The organism is Qingrenia yutianensis, assembly GCF_014385105.1.
GTDB lineage: Bacteria > Bacillota > Clostridia > UMGS1810 > UMGS1810 > Qingrenia > Qingrenia yutianensis.
In genome coordinates this window covers 1-22,354 of record NZ_JACRTE010000002.1, presented here as the reverse complement: position 1 = coordinate 22,354, position 22,354 = coordinate 1, and the positions used below count along the sequence as shown (strand labels likewise).

The 22,354-nt window shown below is 41.1% G+C and carries 21 protein-coding genes and 1 riboswitch; of the genes, 11 read left to right on the top strand and 10 right to left on the bottom strand.

Translation table 11 applies throughout. The features are described from left to right. Window positions 1-34 precede the first annotated feature (34 nt). From H8706_RS01985 to H8706_RS01960, 6 genes are all read right to left on the bottom strand, one after another. Window positions 35-2,656, bottom strand: coding sequence for an energy-coupling factor transporter ATPase (locus tag H8706_RS01985; protein WP_262431300.1), 2,622 nt, complete (start codon window positions 2,654-2,656; stop codon window positions 35-37). After that, the gene (locus tag H8706_RS01980; RefSeq protein WP_262431299.1) at window positions 2,629-3,510 is read right to left on the bottom strand and encodes an energy-coupling factor transporter transmembrane component T; all 882 of its coding nucleotides are present in this window, start codon (window positions 3,508-3,510) and stop codon (window positions 2,629-2,631) included. Before H8706_RS01980 ends, H8706_RS01985 begins: the two co-directional genes overlap by 28 nt. Then, window positions 3,507-4,268 carry a DUF4430 domain-containing protein gene (locus H8706_RS01975; RefSeq protein WP_262431298.1) on the bottom strand — a complete coding sequence of 254 codons (762 nt, stop codon included), beginning with the start codon at window positions 4,266-4,268 and terminating at the stop codon, window positions 3,507-3,509. The genes H8706_RS01980 and H8706_RS01975 overlap by 4 nt, the downstream gene beginning before the upstream one ends. Window positions 4,269-4,368: 100 nt before the next feature. After that, complete coding sequence (locus tag H8706_RS01970; RefSeq protein ID WP_262431297.1) at window positions 4,369-9,660, bottom strand: S-layer homology domain-containing protein; 5,292 nt, start codon at window positions 9,658-9,660, stop codon at window positions 4,369-4,371. A 156-nt stretch (window positions 9,661-9,816) separates the two neighbouring features. Beyond that, a riboswitch (cobalamin riboswitch) is annotated at window positions 9,817-10,046 on the bottom strand. A gap of 198 nt (window positions 10,047-10,244) precedes the next feature. Further along, on the bottom strand, window positions 10,245-10,967 hold the full coding sequence (gene cwlD / locus H8706_RS01965) for an N-acetylmuramoyl-L-alanine amidase CwlD (protein ID WP_262431296.1): 723 nt from the start codon (window positions 10,965-10,967) through the stop codon (window positions 10,245-10,247). A 60-nt stretch (window positions 10,968-11,027) separates the two neighbouring features. Continuing rightward, window positions 11,028-11,567, bottom strand: a complete 540-nt coding sequence (locus tag H8706_RS01960) for a hypothetical protein (RefSeq protein ID WP_262431295.1) — start codon at window positions 11,565-11,567, stop codon at window positions 11,028-11,030. A gap of 269 nt (window positions 11,568-11,836) precedes the next feature. Here H8706_RS01960 and rplM point away from each other — a divergent pair, with 269 nt between their 5' ends. Together rplM and rpsI are read left to right on the top strand one after the other, a co-directional pair. Further along, window positions 11,837-12,274 (top strand): 50S ribosomal protein L13, encoded by a 438-nt coding sequence (gene rplM, locus H8706_RS01955; protein WP_178348527.1) that lies wholly within the window; start codon window positions 11,837-11,839, stop codon window positions 12,272-12,274. A gap of 14 nt (window positions 12,275-12,288) precedes the next feature. After that, window positions 12,289-12,681, top strand: a complete 393-nt coding sequence (gene rpsI, locus H8706_RS01950) for a 30S ribosomal protein S9 (protein WP_178348528.1) — start codon at window positions 12,289-12,291, stop codon at window positions 12,679-12,681. A gap of 195 nt (window positions 12,682-12,876) precedes the next feature. Here rpsI and H8706_RS01945 read toward each other — a convergent pair whose 3' ends face one another. Continuing rightward, a complete protein-coding gene (locus H8706_RS01945) occupies window positions 12,877-13,929 on the bottom strand; it encodes a tyrosine-type recombinase/integrase (protein ID WP_178350887.1) in 1,053 nt (350 codons plus the stop codon). A gap of 45 nt (window positions 13,930-13,974) precedes the next feature. After that, window positions 13,975-14,610, bottom strand: a complete 636-nt coding sequence (locus H8706_RS01940) for a helix-turn-helix domain-containing protein (RefSeq protein ID WP_262431294.1) — start codon at window positions 14,608-14,610, stop codon at window positions 13,975-13,977. Window positions 14,611-14,779: 169 nt separating this feature from the next. On the opposite strand from H8706_RS01940, the gene H8706_RS01935 reads away from it, so the two are divergent. The 6 genes from H8706_RS01935 (at window position 14,780) to H8706_RS01910 (ending at window position 17,258) form a co-directional block, all read left to right on the top strand. Then, window positions 14,780-15,010 (top strand): hypothetical protein, encoded by a 231-nt coding sequence (locus tag H8706_RS01935; protein ID WP_262431293.1) that lies wholly within the window; start codon window positions 14,780-14,782, stop codon window positions 15,008-15,010. Window positions 15,011-15,050: 40 nt separating this feature from the next. Continuing rightward, window positions 15,051-15,407 carry a helix-turn-helix domain-containing protein gene (locus tag H8706_RS01930; RefSeq protein ID WP_262431292.1) on the top strand — a complete coding sequence of 119 codons (357 nt, stop codon included), beginning with the start codon at window positions 15,051-15,053 and terminating at the stop codon, window positions 15,405-15,407. Between the two features lie 64 nt (window positions 15,408-15,471). Next, window positions 15,472-15,825: a hypothetical protein gene (locus H8706_RS01925; protein WP_262431291.1), complete on the top strand. Its 354-nt coding sequence runs from the start codon at window positions 15,472-15,474 to the stop codon at window positions 15,823-15,825. Between the two features lie 11 nt (window positions 15,826-15,836). Then, on the top strand, window positions 15,837-16,199 hold the full coding sequence (locus H8706_RS01920) for a TnpV protein (protein ID WP_262431290.1): 363 nt from the start codon (window positions 15,837-15,839) through the stop codon (window positions 16,197-16,199). A 133-nt stretch (window positions 16,200-16,332) separates the two neighbouring features. Further along, complete coding sequence (locus H8706_RS01915) at window positions 16,333-16,701, top strand: TnpV protein (RefSeq protein ID WP_262431289.1); 369 nt, start codon at window positions 16,333-16,335, stop codon at window positions 16,699-16,701. Further along, window positions 16,698-17,258 carry a hypothetical protein gene (locus H8706_RS01910; RefSeq protein WP_262431288.1) on the top strand — a complete coding sequence of 187 codons (561 nt, stop codon included), beginning with the start codon at window positions 16,698-16,700 and terminating at the stop codon, window positions 17,256-17,258. The genes H8706_RS01915 and H8706_RS01910 overlap by 4 nt, the downstream gene beginning before the upstream one ends. 496 nt (window positions 17,259-17,754) lie before the next feature. Here the strand turns inward: H8706_RS01910 and H8706_RS01905 are convergent, their stop codons facing one another. Continuing rightward, window positions 17,755-18,651: a hypothetical protein gene (locus H8706_RS01905; RefSeq protein ID WP_262431287.1), complete on the bottom strand. Its 897-nt coding sequence runs from the start codon at window positions 18,649-18,651 to the stop codon at window positions 17,755-17,757. A 99-nt stretch (window positions 18,652-18,750) separates the two neighbouring features. Continuing rightward, window positions 18,751-19,470, bottom strand: a complete 720-nt coding sequence (locus tag H8706_RS01900) for a sigma-70 RNA polymerase sigma factor region 4 domain-containing protein (RefSeq protein WP_262431286.1) — start codon at window positions 19,468-19,470, stop codon at window positions 18,751-18,753. Window positions 19,471-19,658: 188 nt separating this feature from the next. Between H8706_RS01900 and H8706_RS01895 the strand changes: the two genes are divergently transcribed. The 3 genes from H8706_RS01895 to H8706_RS01885 all read left to right on the top strand — a co-directional run. Further along, window positions 19,659-19,841, top strand: coding sequence for a transposon-encoded TnpW family protein (locus tag H8706_RS01895; protein WP_262431285.1), 183 nt, complete (start codon window positions 19,659-19,661; stop codon window positions 19,839-19,841). Between the two features lie 15 nt (window positions 19,842-19,856). Further along, window positions 19,857-21,698, top strand: a complete 1,842-nt coding sequence (locus H8706_RS01890; protein WP_262431284.1) for a recombinase family protein — start codon at window positions 19,857-19,859, stop codon at window positions 21,696-21,698. Between the two features lie 81 nt (window positions 21,699-21,779). Beyond that, window positions 21,780-22,354 (top strand): ParM/StbA family protein (locus tag H8706_RS01885; protein WP_262431283.1); only part of this gene is annotated, 575 nt, incomplete at its 3' end.

Sequence of the window (22,354 nt, the reverse complement as noted above, 5' to 3'; positions counted from 1 at the left end):
GTTTTGCAAAAAAATCAAGTTAACAGTGAATTTTTCACTCATCTTTCACAAGACCGTATTTTATTTTTATGCGTTCAAGTTTATCTATCAGCGGTTCGGATATAAACCACATAAAAAATGCGGTGGAAAACGCGTGCACAAGGTCGAACGGCAAGCCCAGCCAATATGACGAAACGATAAGCGCAAAATCGGGGTAGGGCTGATATGTGATTACCGATGCCGGGTTCATTATTCCGCCGTAGATTATGAGCGTTGCAAAAAATCCGAAAACGGCGAGAGAAAGTTTTGTTTTGGGAAAAATGTTTTTTTGATAAACTATTCCCGTCACAAACCCGACTGCGCCGAGCGCGAGCATTTGCCACGGCGTCCACGGACCCTGTGAAAAATAAAAATTCGACACAAATGCCGACACCGCGCCGACCAAAAATCCCGTTTCCGCGCCGAAACAAACCGCTGAAATCATCACGACTGCAACAATCGGCTTAAACTGCGGAAGCATAAAAAACGCGGTTCTGCCTGCAACCGCAAGCGCGCACAAAACGCTTATAACAACCAGTTCGCGCGCTTTGGGTTTGCGCCCCTCAAACACCGCAAAAAACGGGATGAGCGTTTCAAAAATCACTGCAAGGCTGATAAAATAAAACTTTCTGTCGCCCAAAAAATACACTCCGTAAAGAACGGTGAGCGGTACTGCGATAAGTACGAAAACCGACGCCAAAAGCGTGCGTTTGTCAAGTTTTCCGCTTGATTTTTTTGTGTCTATACCGATTTTTTTCTGCGGTATAAAGCAAATGAGCGATACGGCAAGTGTTATGATGCTCAAAATCTGCGCCGCGCTTTCGCCGAAACTTCCGAAAATTTTGGTTAACACCGCGGTCGGATAAACGCTGAAACGGCTTTGCAAAACAAAGAGCAGTGCAAAGATTATGCCGAGCGCAATTCTTTTCGGCGAAATGTGCTTTTCGCTTGGATTTTCGGCTTTTTCCGCTTTTCTTTCCGTTGATTTCAAAAGAATGTTTGATACGCTTTCATCTTCGGTTTCCGTAATTTTACCGCCGAGCGCAAAAATCACGTCGCGCTCCAAAACGGCATTGTCAATTATTTGCCGTGACATTCTGTTTGCCGCGGTGGTGTAAAAATTCTTGCCGTCGAAAAACTCCCTCGGCGCGCCCTCCGACACAATTTGCCCGTCAAAAAACATAGCGCATCTGTCGGCAAATTCCGCGCAGAATTCAATATCGTGCGACACGGTGACAACGGTAATTCCGCTTTTTTGAAGTGTTTTTATAAGGCGCGCGAGTTTTTGCTTGAAATGCGCGTCAATGCCCTTTGTCGGCTCGTCCAAAAGCAGAATGTCAGGCTCGGTTAAAAGGACTTTCGCCATTGCCGTGCGCTGTTGTTCTCCGCCCGACAAATCGTACGGGTGGCGGTCGGTAAGGTTTTCAAGTCCGCATATTTCAATCACGTTTTCAAGCCGTTTTTCAAAGTTTTCGCTGTCTTTCTGCACTGCCTCGCGCAAATCGTCCTCAACGGTGTTTTTTGAAAAAATCATTTTTACTTCCTGCGGAAGATATGCAATTTTTTTTCCGTTTAAAACGTTAATTTTTCCCGAATACGGTGTAAATCCGCCCGAAATAACGTTTAAAAGCGTGCTTTTTCCCGCGCCGTTGGCGCCGAGAATTGCATAATGCTCGCCCTCGTAAATCTTCGCCGACAGGCCTTTCAAAATATCCGGAGAGTCTTTCTCGTAGCGAAAATAAAGGTTTTTAAGCTCCAGCGCGCATTTCTTGTCACAGGGCGGATTTTTTGCAAAATCAAGCCTGTTTAAAATTTTGCTGTCATTTAAAATTTTTCGTCCCTCGCGCACCGTAAGCGGTAAATTTCCGTCATAGCCGACCGTCGAAAAAATTCTCGCCGGAACGGGCAGAGAGAGGGTGAGGTCGCTTTTGAGTTCTTCAAGTTTTTTGCAAACCCTCCTCGGCTCGCCCTGCGCGATTATTTCGCCGTTTTCCATTGCAACGCAAACGTCTGACATTGCCAGTGCTTCGTCAAGACGGTGTTCGGTGAGAATTACCGTTGTTCCGAGTTCTTTGTTTAAGTTTGATACTGCCTGAAGAAAATTTTTCGCCGAAATGGGGTCAAGACGGCTTGTCGGCTCGTCCAAAATCAGCACCGACGGCTGCATAACCATTACAGACGCGAGGTTCAAAAGCTGTTTTTGTCCGCCCGAAAGGGTGTCGGTGTTTTTGTAAAACCAATCGGATATACCGAAAAATGCCGACGTTTCGGCAACACGCGCGCGGATTTCGTCATTTGCAATGCCGAGATTTTCAAGCCCGAACGCAAGCTCGTGCCACACCTTGTCGGTGACAATCTGCTCGTCGGGATTTTGCATAACAAAGCCGATTTTTTCTGCCTGTTCGCGGTTTGAAAGCGAAAAAACGCACCTTTCGCCGAGATATACCTCACCCGTGCGCTCGCCGTAAGGGCAGAGGGGCGGTTTTATGTGCCTTAAAAGCGTGGACTTTCCGCACCCCGACTTCCCGAAAATTGTTACAAATTCGCCTTTGTCTACGTTAAGCGAAACGTTTTTGAGGCTCGGAGCGGAGTTTAGAGGGTATGTAAATGTTAAATTTTCGATTTTAATGCTTTCCACCTTTGAGCCTCCTTTATTTCGATTATGACAGGTGTTGCGCCAAGAAGAAAATATGATAAAAACACGCTTGCGGTATAAAAATTCATCGGTGCAGACTTTATGTACGGATAATATGCAAAGTTAATTTGACCTAAAATTTTTCCGATAATTATGTATGCCGAAAGGCACAAAATCCAGAAAATCCAAAAAACATCGCGCGAAGATATGCGGTAGTTTGTGTATGCCGTGCGGTGCGAAAGTCCGTAGCCCCGGCATTTCATACTGTCTGCGGTTTCAATCGAGCCTTCAAGGCTGATGCTTACCGCCGCCGACAAAACCGCAAGCGCGTCTTTTATGCGTTCCGTAAGCCTTTGCGGTGAGCCTTTTCCGTATGTTTTGCGCGCGAGTGCGATTTTTTTAATCTGTGACACAAAGCGCGGTACAAACCGCAGACACATTGAAAAAACGAGCGAAAGCGACGGCGCAAGTCTGCCTGCAAGATACACGATTTTGTCGCTTGTCATAACGGTGTTGAACGACGAAAACCAAATCAGCGCGGTTATGAGCATAAACGACGCGGAAATTCCGTATAAAATTGATTCCGCGGTAAGCGGATTTCCGCTTGGAAGATAGGTCAAAATCGTCACGCCCTCGTGACTGAAAAGAGGGGTTATCAAAGATGCCGATATAAAAAGTATCGCCGTGTAAATAACGCTTTTCGCCTTTGGTTTTCCGACTGCAAAATGCCTTGAAAATACGGCGGACAAAAACGACAGCGCAAGGCATAATGGATGCGTGAAAACCATTGCAAAGCCTATTGCAAAAAGAAAAAACAGAAAATTCACAATAGGGTGCATTTTTTTAAATTCCGTCATTCTTTTTGCCCTCCGCTGTAGCTGTTATCCCCAACATCGCGCCCAAGGTCGCAGGTGTAAACCCATTCCAACTTGTCGCCGTCCGAAAGCTTGTAGCGCGAACAGCCGTAATTCGGAAATTTTCCGTTTACCTTATACATCCAGCCTGAAAGATTTCCGCAGTCAAATTCGTAAATATTTGCAATTCCCTCGATATACGCACTGTTGTAAATCGGTGTGTTTACAAATTCAAGATGGATTTTGTTTTTCTTCATCTCGCGCGAAAGCAGATTGAAAACGCTCTCACCTTCATAGAACACCGCGGTTTTTTCGGCTAAAATAACGCCGTTTTCGGGGATTATGCCAACTTTGTTTTTGTCAAGCTTATCCATATTGTTTAAAATCGTTTCACAGCTTACGGAAAGCGTGCAGGTAAGCTCTTTTTTCGTAACGGTTGAATTTTGCGGTTCAACGGGGCTCGGCACGCCCTCGGGCGTCGGCTCGGTTTGATATTTGTCGGTTTTTATTTCCGTTTTTTCGCTTGTTTCAGCCTTTTCCTCCGATTTTCCGTTTCGGTTTGCTTCGCCCTGAATATCCGTTTTTTCCTCGTTTTCGATTTCGCTTTTTTGTGCGTTTCCGTTTTCCGATTTGCTTGTTAAATCTGCGGTTTTAACAGTATTTTGCGCGATGTCTTTTTTCGAATTTCCTATAAAAAACGCCGCCGAAAGCGTTAAAACTACTGCAAGAAGTGCTATAATTATACCTTTATATTTTTTCATAAAACGAACCTCGTAAATTTGATAAAACAATTATATAATAAAAGCGTTATAAAGTCAAATAAGGTCTGCATTTTGCAGACCTTAAACTGACAGAAAAATATTATTTTGAGTATTTTTCGCAAAAACGCATAATAAGTGCGGCGCACTGTGCGCGAAGTGCTTTGCCGTCGGGGGCAATGAGAGTTTCGCTTTCGCCTTTGATGATGCCTTCGCCGACAGCCCACTGCATAGCGGAAACCGCGTATTCCGAAATACTTTCCGCGTCGGAATAGGAGAGGATATTTGTGTTTTCTCCGGAAGAAACGTCAATATTTTTCTTCTGCGCATAGCGGTAAAGAATTGTTGTGAGCATTTCGCGTGTTATAGGCTCGTCGGTCCCGAACGTATCTTCGGAAATTCCCGAAACAATACCCTCGGACGCCGCCCAGCGGATTGCCTCGGTATACCAGCCGTCGTTTGCGTCGTTAAACTTCATTGCAAAGTTTACGACAGGCGAGTTTTCCATTCTCCAAAGCACCGTCACAAGCATAGCGCGCGACATATCGGTGTTCGGCTCAAAGCCTTTGTCGGTGCCTTTTATGATGCCTTTGTCGTATACGTATTTTACCGCGTCAAAATACCAGTCGTCTTTTTTAACGTCGGCAAATGTATTTTCGTCAAATCTCTTGTTATTCTCGGGTGTTTTTGTGTCCGATTTGTCTGTTTTGCCGTTTTCGGCTGTGTTGCTTTTTGATGATGACGGTTTCGGGTCGTCCCATTTTTCGTAGTTTTTCTCGGTCAGATAATCGTCGGTGTAGAACCATTCAATCACGTCGCCGTCCGAAAGTTTTTTAGCCGCATAGCCGACGTTTGAAATTACGTCGTTGACCCTATACATCCAGCCCGAATTTTTGCCGTTGTCAAATTCGCCGATACCGTTTATATACGAAATGTAAACACCGCTGGTTACAAAATCAATCTTCGCGTTGTTAAGCATAAGCTCTGTTATGTATTTGAGCGTTGAATTTTTGGGAATAACAACGTTCTGGGTTTTTATCCAAACAGGTTTTTTGTGATTTCCCGTGTATAGGTCAGTATCTTTATTGTAGTGGATTACGTCGCCCGTAAGCGTGAACGAAACGGTAATTTCGTTGCTTGACGGAGTTGATGACGAAGCGCTTTTTCGTGTAATTGTGAATGTGTATGTTTTTTCGTTTTTGCCGTTTTCCGATTTAACTTTGATGTCGAAAACGTTTTCGCCGACCGAAAGGTCGATAACCGCGCTTTCTTCGCCGTTGTTAAGTGTTACGGCATTTTCAAGGCTTTTGCCCGAAATTTCAGCCGTCGCCTTTCTGCCTGCGGTTTTGGGGGTAATTCTTACAGTTGCCGTGTTGTTTGAAACGGCGTATGCAAGCTTGTTTTCACTGTCGGGCGAAAGGCTTATGCCGTCGGGTGATATTTCAATCGACGAAAGCGATGAGTTATCGCTTTCGGTGGGGATGTTTTCAAAGCCGAGTATATAAATTACAGGCTCTTTTTCGCCGTCCTGAACGATAATTCTTGTTTTTGCGGCCGATGTGATTTTGCATTTTTCGCCCGAGTTTACGCGCGTATCCGAAACGTAAATATTTGCATCGGCAATTTTTGCGGTCGGAGCGATTTCGAGCGTTTCGGCATTTTCCGCGTCAACGGTGTATGTGAATTTTCCGTCTTCAAGAGTAACTTCTTTGCCGTTTACATAAAGCGACGAAAGTGGAGAGGAAACGCCTGCGTCCTCTGTGTTTGCCTTTGCACGCGCGATTGCCGAAATTTCGGGGGATTTTTCGCCCGTTGACGTGCCGTAGCTCAATGTGGGATTGTATATTTTAATATAGCTTATTTCGTCAAGCTCAACCCTGTTTCCATTTTCGTCAACCGCCCACGAAATGTCAAAACCGTCGCCGTTGTATTTGTATTCGTGGTTCTTAACATACGGATTTACCGCTGTGCCGGCTGAAAAATTTTCGTTTTTGCTGTGCGAGTCTGCATAGCCGAACGGATAAAATCCGGGGTCTATTATTGTACCGGTAAATGTTACGGTTTTTGAGGTATAGCTGTCGTTTTTGCCTATGCCGTTCTGATATTTGCCGTAGAACGACGGATCGGGGTAATACGGTTGTTTGTGATAATCGTTTTTGGGCATAATACCGCTTTCGCCGTCACTGCTTGTCCACGCGGTATCGGACGCCGAGGTAAAGGTTTCGTCGCCGTTTGTGTAGGTTACCGAAATATTGCGGCGCGTATCGGCACTGTAATATTTTGCGCCTGCAAGCTCATACCAATTTACGCCGTCTTTCGATACCATTACAGCACCGGGTTCAGCTGCGCCCGACGAGGTTGTGCCGTCGTCGTTTTTGAATGCGTTTCCGTAAATTATAAAGTCAATTCCGTAAGGATTTTTGCTGTCGTTTGCGATAGGATCATCGTATCTGTAAACAGCGTATCCGCCGAACGCACCGAGTGTGACAACCGAGCCGGACGAGGAAATGACAACATCGGGATTTCGGTACGGCGTCTGGTTTACAAACTGACCGGGGGCGGGAAGATAACTTTCAACCGCGTTCGGTGATGTTGCCGCCAGTCTTCTGAAACTTATAACGTAGTTTTGTTCCTCCAAAACACCGTCAACCGTGTGTGAAATTTTTGTAATCGGTATAATTGAGTCTTCGCCGTCAGTGTCAATTTCAATAGGTTCGCCCGAAGTGCCTGTGTAAACCTTGTCGCCTGCCGTGATGGTGATGTCACACGGTTCGTTTGTGATATAAGTAACGTTAATCTTGTCTGCATTATTTGCAAACGAACAGCTTCCCGTTCTGCCGTTGTCGAGTGATGAAAGATATCCGTTATCGAGCTTAACGTCCGTTATTACAAGCTTTGCTTTTCTGCGGACAACAACCGTGTATGTTTCGGTATTTCCGCCGAGCGTAACTTCGATTTTTATTTCGTTGTTTCCGACTTCAAGATTTATCGGATTGCTTACCTTTCCGCTTGCAACCGTTTCGCCGTTGACTTTTATATCCGCACCCTTTGCGGTGGGCTTAACCGTTATTTGATTGCGGAAATAGTTTACCGTATAACAGTATGTTCCTGCGTTGTCGCCCGATACGAACAAGGGGGCGAGTTTTTCCTCGTCAGCACGCGAATCGGCTTTGCCGTTTTCGGTTGAAAGCGCGGTGATAACAAGACCGGTGAGCGGTTTTGTATCGCTCTTTTTCGTGATGTTTATTGTATATTCACGTGTTTTCTGCTCCTGAACACTTCCGCTCGGTGCGGTTACGGTTATTTTTATAACCGAAACACCGGGTGCGTCGGGGAGATAGCAGTTAACGCCCCTTGCGTTAAGCGCTGTGCCTTTTGTGTTAAGCGTGCCTTTGTTTGCATTTGCGAGCGAAGAATAGTACGACGTAATTTTAACGTCCGCGCCGTTTACCGCAGGAAGTCCTGCAATTTTAACCGACTGTGCGCTGTTTATTTCAACATTATATTCTGCCGTGTCCTTGTCAAAGTTAAAGTCTTTGATTTCGGGAGCAAGAAATTTAAGCGTTCCGAGCTTTGTATCGTCAGCGGACGACGCGGTAAGGCTTATAATAATGTTTTCGCCCGGTGTTTCGCCTGTCACGGAAATTGTTCCGCTTTTCGTGATATAGTTTTCAAGCTCTGCGGTATATGTGTAATCCTGTTTTGTGCCGGTTGCCGACGTGTGGAGTGCGCAGATGTAAAGATCGTATCCCTCGGGTGCGTTTTCCTGTTTTACAATGTATTTTTCATCGACATTTTTAATTGTAAGGTTTGCGCCCGACGTTACCTGAACGGGGATATAAACCGCCTCATATGCAGGAACGGTGAGGGTGTATACAACATCTTTTGTTATACTGCTGTCTTTAGCTGACGTTACAGTTGCGGTAAGCTTGAACACGGCGTTATCTTCGCCGATTTCGGGGCGTGAAACAGTGATTTTGTTGTTCTTTAACGTCAGCGCGTCGCTTTTTCCGCTTATATTTTCAAGTTTCCAGCTGATAGTTGCGCTCGATTTTGTATAAAGCTTATCTGCGGTCGGAAGCGCGCCTACTCTGCCGTTTGAGAGCTCGCCGATTGACTGAACGATTTCGTTTTCCGATTTGTTGTTGCCTTTTATGCGTGCAAACGGGAGATTTGACGCAACATAATCGACGATTTCTTCGTCGTTTCTTTCAAGCGAGGTCGTTTTTGCCCACAGTGTCGCAATACTTGCGCTTTCCGCTGTGCCGATTTTAAATTTAACCGCGGTAAACATTTTGGACATCGGTTTGTTGTCGGCAAAATAATTCGGCACCGCCTCGCCGTCGGACTCAAACGGATTGGGAACGTATTGGATAGGTTCACCGCTTCTCCAGTCGGGATATGCGGTTGCGGACGGTGTTAATTTGTATTCAATTTCAGGCTCAAAACCTGTTTTGTCAAGCGTCCAAGCTTTTAAATATGAAATAAGGTTTGTGTATGTAACCGAGTTGTATTCGAGAGGGAACACAAGCGGTGTGTTTGATGCAGTATATTTGTTTTTTGTTGAAAATTCATCATACGCAATTTTTACCGCCGATTCGTAGTCGGGCGCGGTTTCTGCTTTTTCAGCTGTTACAGTGCAGAACGGCGCAACAATACTGCCCGTTTCGGCAAAACCCTGTGCGGTTACGGTGTATGTGCCTTCGGTATCGAATTTAAGAGAAATCTTGCCGTCTTTGTTTATCACGGCGTCAAGCGGTTCGCTTATACCGCCGTCGGGGTTTACGGTGTTTATCGTAATCGCATTGTCTTCGTTTGTGCCGTCGATCGGTGCTGCGACGGGGTTGTATGATGAGTCGTATGTTACCTTGTTTAATGTAAGGTAGAAGCTTTCACCGGTTTTTACGGTCTTTTTATATGTATCAAAAAACGTGTAAACGTCGCTCCAGGTTGTTGTATCCATATAAAAGTAATATTCGAGCGTGTCGCCGTTTTTGATAATTTGTTCGTTTGAAACAGATGCCGACGAAGAGTTCACCGTAAATCCGCAGCTGTCCGCGGATTTGAATGATTTCAGTATCCATCCTCCGCTGGTTACATCAAGATAATCTTTTGCACTTTCCTTTGTAAAAGCGTCGCCGTATTTGGCTTTATGCACGGCAACGAGAGCGTCAAGAAAAGTAGGCGAGGTTATGTTTTCTTTAACGGTATAACCGTATTCCTCAGCAATGCCGTCTTTAACTTCAATGCTTTGCGGTGCAAAAATAAATGCACCGTCTTTTTGTGCGGCAAATGTAACGCTTACGCTCGTACTGTCGGCATATGCCGGGAAAACAAGCGTTGATACAAGCATTACAACGCAAAGCAAAAGTGATAAACTTCTTTTTGTTTTCATTCGTCAAATCTCCTTTATTGTTCTTTTGTATATATAAAAAACTGCGAAGGTACAAAAACCCTCGCAGTCTGATTTTTCTGCGCACACCGCAATTCGCCTATGCTGTTTTGCATAAGCGGAAAATACCGCCCGCGAATGAAAAATAAATAAAATTTCAGACGAAACGGTATCAAAGCAGGTCTTCCGGCTTGCGTCCTACCAATGCTTATACTGTCTGCCTTCTCAGTTTCCCAATGACCGGCTTTCGCCGACGGCAGTATGAGCACTCAGGCGTATACGGCGGCAGTTTCCCCGCAGAGGATTTTAACCTCATTCCCTTTTCACCGATTATGCCTTGCAAAATTTGCCTTTACGGCATAACCGACACTTTGTGCGAATATTTATTTTTAAACAGTATATAACAATTTTTGTAAAAAGTCAATAGTAAAAACAAATATATCTTTACAAAAAACAAATATATCTTTACAAAAAACAAATATATTTGTATGTTGACATATCTGTAAAAACGTGGTACCATAACAAGATATTGTGTTTGGAGTGAAAAGTATGAGTCTTTTTGAATTGTTTTTGCTTGCGGCAGGGCTTTACTCCGTTCCTTTTGCGTTTTTAAAATAGTCATTTATGCCGAGGTATATCGCCCACGCGATTTTGTTTTGATATTCGTCTGATTTTAAAAGTTTTTCTTCTTCGGGATTTGACAAAAAACCGCATTCCGCGATGATTGACGGAATTTTGCTGTCCTTTAGAATATATATCGAATTGTCGGCGGTTTTTGCAACGCGCGTATTTGTCGGGTCGAGATTTTCGGTAAATGATTTTTGCACCGTTTCACCCAAAATTTTGCTGTTTTGCGGACTGCGCGCGTAAAACACCTGTGCACCCTTGTATTTTTGTTCGGGAAACTTGTTCATATGTATGCTCACAAAAATATCGGCATTTGGCGTGTTTTTGTATTCTCGCCGAGCTTTAAGGTCCGCACGCTTTATATCGCGGATTTTGACTTTTTCGTCGGGCGCTATATTGCTATCATCACTGCGTGTCATAATAACATACGTTCCGCTCTGTTCCAAAAGGCGCTGGAGTTTTTTTGTGATTTTAAGGTTTATGTCCTTTTCCAAAACTCCGCTTATTCCCACCGCACCTCCGTCGGGCGCACCGTGTCCCGCGTCGAGAATAACACATTTTCCGCTTGGCGGAACAGCAAGCGTCTGCTCGGCTTTTGTGAAATTTGCAATATTTACCGCGAGCGACAGCGCAATTATTGCAAGGCATATAAAATAAGTTGAAATTTCTTTATAATTTTTCATATATAAAAACACTCCCCATAAGCATAATTATGCTCACGGGGAGTAGGTTATGATTTGTTTTTATTTCTTATTTTTGCTTTTGAAAATCAGCGGATAAATGTATTTATCGGCAAATTCAAAGTTCTTTGTTCCCGCAATGTAGCCGAGATGCGCAAAGACAACAGGCAGAACAAGCGAGAAAATGTAGAACAGTTTTGAAATGTCTAAAACGCCGATGTAAATTCCCTGCCAAAATCTGAAAATCGTGTAGAAAATATTGTATGAGCCGGGATTTTTAAGGTTAAATACCGCCATAAGCACAAAAATTATGTATGTGGGAATTTCAGAAATAAGCGAAATTTTAAGCGCGTACATAAAATTCGGCTTAACTTCGCTTGTTTTGCGCGCGTGCGCGCGTCCGAGGTGCCACAGGTTTGAATAAGGCGCCGGCAAATACAAAAGAAGCATAACGAGCGTGTAGAGTATGCCTCCGAGCGGTCTTACAACGCCGTCTTTGTAGTATATAAGGCTTGAAAACGGCAGAAGAAACACCAGTGAAACCACCGAATACAATGCGTGATAGCCCAAAAGCAGGGCGCTGTTTTTATATAAACCCTTCATAAATATTCTCCTTAAAATTAAAGTCTACAGCGATATTATATCACATTTGCGCACGGTGTCAAATATTTTTTTGAAAATTGCCCGCGAGAAAAACAGAGTATTTTTAAGAAAATTAAAGAATACGCGAGTTTAAAAACAACAAATTAAATTTTTTGAAAAAAGTGCTTGACATATGGGATAAAATGTATTACAATATAAAGCGTTGTAAGTGCAAATTTATATAAAAAGTAAATTTATATAAGAGCAAAACAAATACGGAGGTAAAAAATATGAGTACATTTATGGCTAAACCGAACGACGTTGAGAGAAAATGGTATATCATCGACGCACAGGATAAGCCCCTCGGCAGAGTTGCAAGCGCGGCTGCTTCCATTTTGAGAGGTAAAATCAAACCGTCGTTCACACCGCACGTTGACTGCGGAGATTTCGTTATCATCATCAATGCAGACAAGGCAGTTCTGACAGGTAAAAAACTTGACCAGAAATATTACAGATACCACACAGGTTATGTCGGCGGTTTAAAAGAGGTTAAATACAAAATTTTAATGCAGGAAAATCCCGAAAAGGCTATGACACTTGCAGTTAAGGGTATGCTTCCTCATAACACAATCGGTGCTAATTCTCTTACACGTTTGAGAGTTTACAAAGGCGACGCTCATATGCACGACGCGCAGAAGCCCGAAGTTTACACTGGTGAATTGAGATAAGGAGGAAATAGAAAATGGCAAATGCACAGTTTTACGGCACCGGAAGAAGAAAAAAATCTATCGCAAGAGTTAGACTTATTCCCGGTAAAGGCGAAGTTAAAATAAATAACAGAACAATCGACGATTATTTCGGTTTGGAAACACTTAAGGTTATCGTTAGACAGCCCCTCGTTGCAACCGATAATCTCGGCAAATTCGACGTTGTATGTAAAGTATCGGGCGGCGGATTTACAGGTCAGGCAGGCGCTATCCGTCATGGTATCGCAAGAGCGCTTTTGCAGGTTGACGCAGAGAACAGAAAAGTTCTTAAAGCTGCCGGCTTCTTGACACGTGACCCCAGAATGAAAGAAAGAAAGAAATACGGTCTCAAAGCTGCAAGAAGAGCTCCGCAGTTCTCAAAACGATAATCTATCAACTTCTCACGACTATCGAAAGCCTTTATTTACGGGGTTTTTGGAGTTATCAGATGTTGTGGAAAGTTGCAAAAAGTGTGGGATAAGTAACACACAAGCAACATATATGCAACAAAGTTATCTAAATAGCAAAGATTTTAAAAGAGATGTTTTTCTCCGCAAAAGAAAGACATCTCTTTCCTTTTGTCTTTAGATTTTATTGATTGCATCTATTAGCTCCTTCACATCCAAATGAGTATAAACTTTTTCGGTGAGCGTCATCGCACCGGCGTGTCCTACAATCTTTTTGATTGTGGTTTGGTCTACATGAGCTTCGGCAAGCATTGATATACAAGTATGACGGCAGCAATGTGTAGTTTTGTCGAAGCCTAAGTTTTCCATTAAAGGTGTAAAATAACTGTCATAATAATTACGGTATTTGAATTGTTCCCCATTTTCAGTATGTAAAAGGTATTTGCTATCGGTATCATTATACCAAGCCTTAAAGAATGGTAATACCTTATCTGCAATGGGGACTTTTCTTATGCCGTTTTCCGTTTTACTGTCAATTACATCAAAGTATTGTTCTTCGATATGAACATCACTTTTCAGCAAATCAAGCATTTCAGAAATTCTAACACCTGAGTAAATCAGCATAAGAACAATTTGATAGTATTTATCCTCTTGCTGTGCCCAAATACGATCAAGCTCATATTTGTCAAACTTGTTTTTATCCCTTCTGTTAGGATTACGATCTTTGTATTTTACTATGTCCACAAACTCAGCATAATTTTTGTTGCACACATCGTTTTTCAATGCATATTCATACAACTGACCGAATAACACTTTGAGTTTACGCAAGGTTGGATAATTCTTATCACAAGTATCTACCACATACTGCAAATCTGCAAGCCTTATTTCCTTAAACACCTTGTTATATAAAGTACCACATAGCTTATACGAAGCATTATAGCCCTTTACGTTGGAATCTGATATTGTAGAAAATTTACTTGTCGACCACTTTTTAAATATTTCTTGAAAAGTGATTTTTGCAGATGAAACATCAAATGGGTTCTTGTTATACTCTGCAAGCATTTGAAGTCCGTCTGCTTTTGTAGGTGCATAACCTATTATAATATATTCCTGCACCTGCTTGTCTTTCTCCTTATCGTATCGCCAGCCTGCCGTCTTTCTGACTACATAAGGATTTCTTCTTTTTCCGGATAATTTTACGACGCTCCCATATCCGTTGGGCAATCTCAATTTTCCAAAACCTCCTTTGATTTAAAGTATTTATGATACGAGCAGTTACTCGTTATCACCGACATTTTCATGTACTTGCTTTTCGGCAAGTATTTTTTCTACTTTTTGACGGTCTAATTCGTTGCGTTTCTTTATAAGGTCAGTACCTTGTAAAACTTCGCGCTCTTTATCTGTCAAAGTACACTTGCTGTAATACTCAAGCTTCATTGCTTCCCAAGCATCGTAAGCTTCATAATCCATCCAATATGTCTTTATAGCATCTCTGTTATTACGGAATGTTTCCATAACAATACAAAGGTCTGCATTGTGCATTGCCTCGGTATCTTCTCCGTTAAAGATAAACGAACATTGCCATTTGCCGTCTTTGCCTACCTTTTTTATGTCAATATCATATGATAATTCCCTCTTTTTGTCTATCTCAAAAAAGAACGCAAGAACATCTGAAAGAGTTTCTGTTTTTATGTGTGATGAATCATACCCTAGCAAATAGTTCATAGTAGTGTTTAAAACCTTTGAAATATCAGCAAGTGTTGACAGCGGGATATCAATTTCTCCACTCTCGTACTTCTGTACTGTCCTTAAAGACTTACCGAGCTTATCAGCAAAATCAGTTTGACTGACACGATTATATTTGCGAATTTCGGCAATTCTTTCGCCTACTATCTTTTGGATTTCATTCACTTTTTATCACCTCTTATGACATTATAACACATCTTACCGCGAATTGCAAGTGCATTTGTGAATTTTTATTTCGTATTTTTGATAAAAATGTATTGACAAGTCACAAGAGTTCGTGTATAATAAGATTGCGCATTGAGAATGCGTAAATTTTAATAGGAGGTGTTCTGCAATGAATGGCAACAAAACCTATATTGAGTTTCCTAATTTTACAGGGAGAAATGTTCCTATAACGGAAATTGCAAAGGCAATAGGTAAAGACGCACAGTATGTCAGAATAGGGCTTCAGCAAGGTATTCTTAAATTCGGATATGCTATGAAGCTTGAAAATTCAAGCGAATTTAACTATTATTGCCCTGACAAAAAAGTATGGGAAGAAACAGGTTATTTCAAGGAAAGCTAATAGTTGCTTAAAATAAACAATGTATGTGAGGTGGTTCTATGTGAGTGAAAAGTTTTTTAAAATGGATAACGATATATTTAAATTTGACTTGTCAGCATATGAATTTGTTGTGTATGCGTATCTTGTGATGAAAGCGGACAGAAAGACGATGACTTGTTATCCGTCAGCGGCTAAAATTGCGGCAGATTGCAATATCAGCATATCGCAGGTGCGGAAGGTAACAGCTTCTTTGGAGGATAAGGGTTTAATCACAAAAGAGATGCGTTACCGGAAAACCGCAAACGATAAAAATCATCAAACGAGTAACCTCTACCACATAGAGCCACTGCCTACGCAATACGGAGGCACTCCCTCCGTATTAAATACCCACTCCCTATCTGATAAAGAGGGGAAATAAATATATCAATAACCATTTAACAATATTCATTTATCAAAAACCACTACAACAAGAAGGTGAGGTTGTGGATTTAGAAACAGAAAAATTCAACTATTATCTTGACGAGTGTTATTTTCACTCCGAAAGAGATAAGGAATTTTCAACCGAAACCGAAAAACAGCTTGCAAGGAAATCTATGGAGCTTTTATGGAATAAGCCGAGCATAAATGTAAACGGCATTACATATTCAAATCAAGAAATACGAAAGAAATTACTTGATGAGATGATGCCGGAGATTTTGGACAGAGCCGTAGAAGTGTATAGACAGGCGAAAGATGTAAAATCTGAAACTGCATACCTTGCAAGCTACATTTTCAGAACGCTCATAGATTATGACGCATACATAGAACGGTTATTCAGACAAACATACAAATTTTAGGAGGATTTGCGATGAAATCATTATTTGAACAAAAAGGCGGAACTTACACAAAGGTCGGAGATTATTATCTTCCAAATTTATCGGCAGCCGGTGATAATTATAAAATCGGCAAATACGGCAGAGCAAGACGGAACTATCTCAAAAAGCACAGAGAAAGCGAATACACTGCCTTGATGATCACCGGAAAGCTGCATAGCCATTTGCGCGATGTCGATGTCAAGGCGCAGAAGATTTTGGAATGTTTTATCAAGGATGCAGAAAAATCCGCACCCGATAAGGCAACGCACCAAATGGAATGGGTTGGGCATATGAACAATGCAAAGGCTTGTGCGGAAGCGTTATACTGTAAAGGGTGGTATTCATACCATACCTAAATAAAGTATATGGCTGCGGCTCATTTGTGACAAATTGAAATGTAGTTATATGCAGAAAACAAGGACGGTGATATCCAACCAATTAAGCTGTAACCACAAAACAATTTTATCACAAACGGAGGTCGGAAACAATATGAAAGACAAAATTACTTATTCAAAATGCGGAGATTTTTACGTTCCGGATTTAACCGTACACGATACAAAGGAATACATAATCGGCAAGTACGGGAGCTTACGCAGACAGTTTTTGAAAGAACACCACAAGTCATATTATACATATCTGCTTATGACAGGTAAAGTAACCGAACACCTTGCAGAAATTGATGAAACCTGCCATAATTGTATGAAAATTATGGTGTCAAAAATAGCAAAGCAAGAGGGCGTTACGGAACAGCTAAAAGCCGATAATCAAATGCTATGGGTACGGAAAATGAACTCAATTCACAGCAGAGCGGAAGAATTTGTTGTAAGAGAATATGTGTACGGAGGATTTGCAGAATGAGGAAAATATCTATATTTTTAATCACATTATCATTGGCGGTAAGTACAATTTCGGCAAATGCCGCCCCGGTTCCTAAAGAATCATTGCCGTATTATGCAACAACGGAACAAGTCACGGTTGCCGAAAATTTAATCGGCGGTATTTTAGACGAGGTTAAAAACGGTTTGGGATATGCGGAGGCAAGAGCAAAATCAAATGTCATCATTTTCAACGCTTGGCTTAACGGACAAACAGGCGGATATGCTTACGGTGAATTAACCCCTATTGCAAATAACGCAATATATCAGTACAGAGATATGTGTTTAAGACCGAATTTCTATATTGAAAATGAGGAAAAAGTCAAAAATATAATTGCGGAAGTCATTATGCAGTATGCAAACGGCGAAATTGATTATACAAAAGCTGAATTTAATGCAAGAGTAAAAATCTATCAATCCATAAATCCTACATTTAACCCCGATGAAGAATTTGCAAAAGACAGCTGCTACCGTGATATTCCGGCGGTTGATAACGGAATATTTGCAATAGCAAGAAAGTTATTACTTGAAGTAAAGTAATTTCAGCATATCATATCAAAATGCCCGCTGCGGATTTTAATATCTGCAACGGGCATAAGTCATTATCAACAAATTTGATTGTATAATTCATATTATTTGTAAAAACTCTTGAAAAATATCGAATTGTGGTGTATAATAAGGCTTGTCGGAGCAATCCGATAAGGCAAGATTTCTTAACGGTGTTCACACCGGCGGTTATGCCCACCTTTTACATACAGGCACTTGTGCTGAGTTTATGAAAGGGGGGTATGCTTATGAAAAGTAAGCATTGTGTTAATGGTAAAAAAGTTGCTGTTTGCAATTTTAGAGATTATCATTTTATTGATAATCTTTTCCATAAAAGCAGAATGACCGCCCTCGCCAAAGTTCGGTCATTCTAATATGATTCGTTCTAAGGCATAACCGTTTGAGGTCTTGCCTTTTTCTATTATCATTATAACCTTAATTCATAGTTTTGTCAATGCCTTTTTTAGAAAAAGGGCAAAATGACGATAAATTAAGAATTACCCTTTGCCCTGCTCTTATAAACATTATACTGATTTTTGCATTTGGAGCTGCAAAAGACAGCGTTCGGACGGGACGGAATAAATGCTTTTGCACAATGTTTGCAGACACGAATAGGCTTTTTATCATCGGTAATTGACAGACTGAACAGCATTTGAACTGCGATGGCAAGCGAACCGAATTTCCACACAAGAACAGGCTTATCATCACACAGGGCGATATGATAGGTCGGAGAATTGCCGTCAAACACCGTCATCATCTGTCGGTAAAGCGTTTTATCGGTTTCGCTCAAATCGTCCTCATAGAAAATATGCGCCGTTGTGAATAGCAGCGCCCAATCAACAAGCTGCATTTTTACCCACTCATACGGCTCTGCGTAATTCCGCTGAAAGCTCATATTTACCGCTGTTTCCCTGTCCGAAAAGGTCATAGCAAGAGCCATCATTGTTTTATCGCCGGAAATATCCCAACGCATCGCAAGACCGTTTTTTGTAATTTGCGGCATTTCAAACGGATAGAATTTTGCAATATATTCGAGCGTATCCATTGTTTCAGCCTTTACAAAGCGATTTTTAATAAAGTGTACCACTTCATAATCCATAAATGCCGGAGTTGATGTAATCGTAGTCATCAAGCCGAGCAGACCGTAATGCGACACGAATTCCATTACGCCTTTTTTCTTTTCTTCCTCATTGATGTTTTGTTTCATACAAAGCAAGCCGGTGTTTAATGCGTCAACGATTATTTTCTCCCTGCACTTCATAATATTATATAAATCGGGCATTGCGTTTTCGGATGGAGTTATGTATAAAACCCCGTCTTTTTCCTTGAAATCATAGCTTATATAGCGCACCCAATTCGACCTTGAATTTTCAAAAAAATCTTTCATTATGTTTTACCTCAACTTTTATATAGATTGACAAATATTAGGTTTTATCTAAAAATGAGCAGGTCAAACAGACCTATGTATTTTTGCTCATTATCATTTTCATATTTTAGTTTTCGTCTTTTTTTCAAAATATTCAGTTTTATAGTTTTCGACAAATCTCTTTTCAGCAAGCGTCATATCGTGAGTTTTGCCGATTTCGGATGTAAGGTATTCATACATCTTTTTTCGTATTTTGCGGAATACGGTGTCTTTCATATATCGTACTGCTCTGTCGGTTTTGCTTTGTAAATCTGCTATTTGTGTGTTGCTCAGTCCCTTAATTGCCGTCAGATATAGCAGCTCCTTATGTTCAGGTTTTAATTCATTCAGGATTTTGTATAGATATTCATCTGTTACAAGCTCTTGTATTTCGTAAGGGCTGTCAAATACGGCATCTAAAAATTCGCCCCTTCGTATCTGTTTTGCAATAACAGAATTGAGATTTTTCGGAAACACCGTACCGTAGGCTGCTTCGCCGTATTCAAGCGGATAATCTTCGTTATTTCGGCATATCTCCCAATACCGTTCTTTTCTTTCTCTGTTTTCATCGAGCCTGTCCCATTGCTCCGTTACATTCTCAAAATCCTTGACGGTTTCGACTGCTTGTTCAAGTCTTTCCAATGCCGCCGCTTTAATATCCCGTTTAAGCTGTTCTTTTGGAGTTGCTGTGACTTTCGGTGCGGTTTCGGGAGGAGCGTTTGCGGCTTCAAGCGACAGAGCCTTTTGCAGTAATTCCGCTTCTTTTTGCTCAACCGCATCGTAGTCAAATTTATCGTACACCGAAGCATCACCACCTGTCTGTATTAAAATTTCAAGGTGCAAAATAAATTTTTCAAAAACCTTTCCGATTTTGCAGCGGTATTTCTCCATAATATAGAGGGAGTAATCTGCAACAAAATAAAAGGGTTACAAGATAAATTATACATCAATCCCTCAACTTTGTCAATAGATTTGGAGGAATAAAGATTATGAGTAATACTATTTTAACAAAAAGGATAGGAATGACTACCTACAAGGTCAATGTGTTTTTCAGCGAAAATGCAAAAGAAACAATGGAAGAAAAATTTTTACGGATAATTTCACATTATCAGTTGGCAAGCGGTGAAAATTGTGGTATAATAAATGTGTCACAAATGAGCCGTTCAGCCTGAAAGGAGTTCTATTAAATGACAAACAGGCAGACGGATGTTGAAAAAATTACTGCTTTATACGAAAGACTTTCCAAAGACGACGAGGCTTTCGGAGAAAGCAACAGTATATTAACACAAAAAGAAATGCTTGAAAACTATGCAAGGCAAAACGGATTTACAAATATCGTTCACTATACCGATGACGGACACAGCGGAGGAAATTTTGAACGCCCTGCTTGGAAGCAGATGATTGATGATATTCAATCAGGTAAGGTCGGTTGCGTAATTGCAAAGGATATGAGCCGTATCGGCAGAGATTATTTACAGACAGGTTTCTATACCGAAGTGCTTTTCAGACAACAAGGTGTAAGATTTATTGCTGTATCAAACGGTGTGGATTCAAAGGACGCTAATTCAAGTGAGTTTGCACCGTTTCTTAACATTATGAACGAGTGGTATTTGAGAGATTGCAGCAGAAAACAGATTGCTGCTTTTAAATTAAGAGGCAATGCAGGAAAACCTACAACCTGTGATGCTATATACGGATATAGAAAAGATCCCGAAGATAAGCACCATTGGCTGATTGACGAAGAAGCAGCCGCAGTTGTAAAGAGAATTTTTCAGTTGAGTATTAAGGGGTATGGAATTTTTCAAATAGCAAAAATTTTGCGTGAAGATAAAATTCCAACGCCTGCTGTGCATTTCGTCAGACAAGGCAGAGGTACACGGGGAAAAAGACCAAATATGGAAGAACCATACGACTGGAGTTCAAGCACTGTCGGCAAAATTCTTCAAAAACCCGAGTATATGGGACATACAGTGAATTTTCGCTCATATAAGGAGCATTACAAAGACAAAAAGCGGATAATGAAATCACCTGATGAATGGCTTATCTTTGAAAACACACACGAAGCTATTGTTGACAAGGAAACTTGGGAGCTTGCTCAAAAGGTACGTAAGGTTGTACGCAGAACAGATACAACGGGCGTTGCAAATCCGTTAACGGGATTGGTCTATTGTGCAGATTGTGGCGAAAGAATGTATAACCATAGGGGTATTCATAAAATGAAAAAATGTAATATGGAAATAAATCCCGGTTATATTGAATATCCATACGATTTTTATGATTGCGCAACATACACAAAAACTGCCAGCAGAACTAATAAAAAATGTGTCGGACATCACATCAGCTCAAAATCTTTGGAAACATTAATTTTGGAAACCTTAAAAACAGTAAGTAAATATGCCATAGAAAACGAGTCCGATTTTACCGAAAAGGTTTTAGGTGTAGCGAGAGAAAAACAACATCAAGCTATTAAGGAATTAAAGAAAAAGACCAAACAAAATGAAAAGCGATATGCAGAGCTTGATAATCTTATAAAAAAGCTGTATGAATCTTATGCAACGGAAATGATTGGTAAGAAACGATTTAAAGCGCTGTCTGCCGAATACGAAGCGGAACAGGAACAGCTTGAAGCAGAAATTGCAGCACAGCAAACAGAAATCGAAGGCTATGAGCTTGACGGCGATAAAGTAAGTCAGTTTATGGAGCTTGCAAAGAAATATACCGATTTTTCCGTACTTACTGTACCGATGATAAATGAGTTTATAGACAAGATTATAGTACACGCTCCCGACAAATCAAGTGGAGTGCGAGTACAGGAGGTTGAAATATTTCTTAATTTTATAGGTAATTTTGAATTGCCTATACCGGAGCCTACACCGGAAGAATTAGAGGAGTTGAAAAAAATACAGCTAAAAAGAAAAAGGAACAGAGAGGCAGTCAATCGTTATCAGACAAAAATGAAAGAAAAACGAAGACTTGCCGAGCAACAGGAAAAGGAACAGAAAAAAACAGTTGATGAAGAATCAGCATAAAACTTAATCATTAAGGCGGTTTGCAAATTTAAGCAGACCGCCTTTTCAAATGCGAAAATTTAATTTTGGAGGTACAATATAATGAACTTTACAAACAATCAACCTATAATTATAGGCATAGACCACGGTTACGGCAACTGCAAAACGAGAAATTGTTGTTTTAGGTCGGGTGTGGCGTCGTATGACAAAGAGCCAACATTTAAGGAAAATCTGCTTGTGTATGATGATAAGTATTATCTTGTCGGCGAGGAACATAAGGAATTTTTATCGGACAAAATGGCAGATAGCGATTATTATATTTTAACCCTTGCGGCTGTTGCAAAGGAACTTAATATTCGGCACATAACTTCTGCAAAGGTACATATCGCCGCAGGGCTTCCGCTCACTTGGGTAAGCGAGCAGAAAGAAGCCTTTAAGGCATACCTTATGCAGAATGAAAGGGCTGAATTTATTTTTAGGAATATATCCTATCATATCGAAATCACAGGGATTGATATATTCCCGCAAGGCTTTTCAGCTATTGCTGACAGGCTTCGGGAGTTTAAGGGTGTAAATATGCTTGCAGACATTGGCAACGGCACAATGAATGTTATGTATATAAACGAGTGCAGACCGCTGGAAAAGAAATGCTTTACCGAGAAATACGGCACAAATCA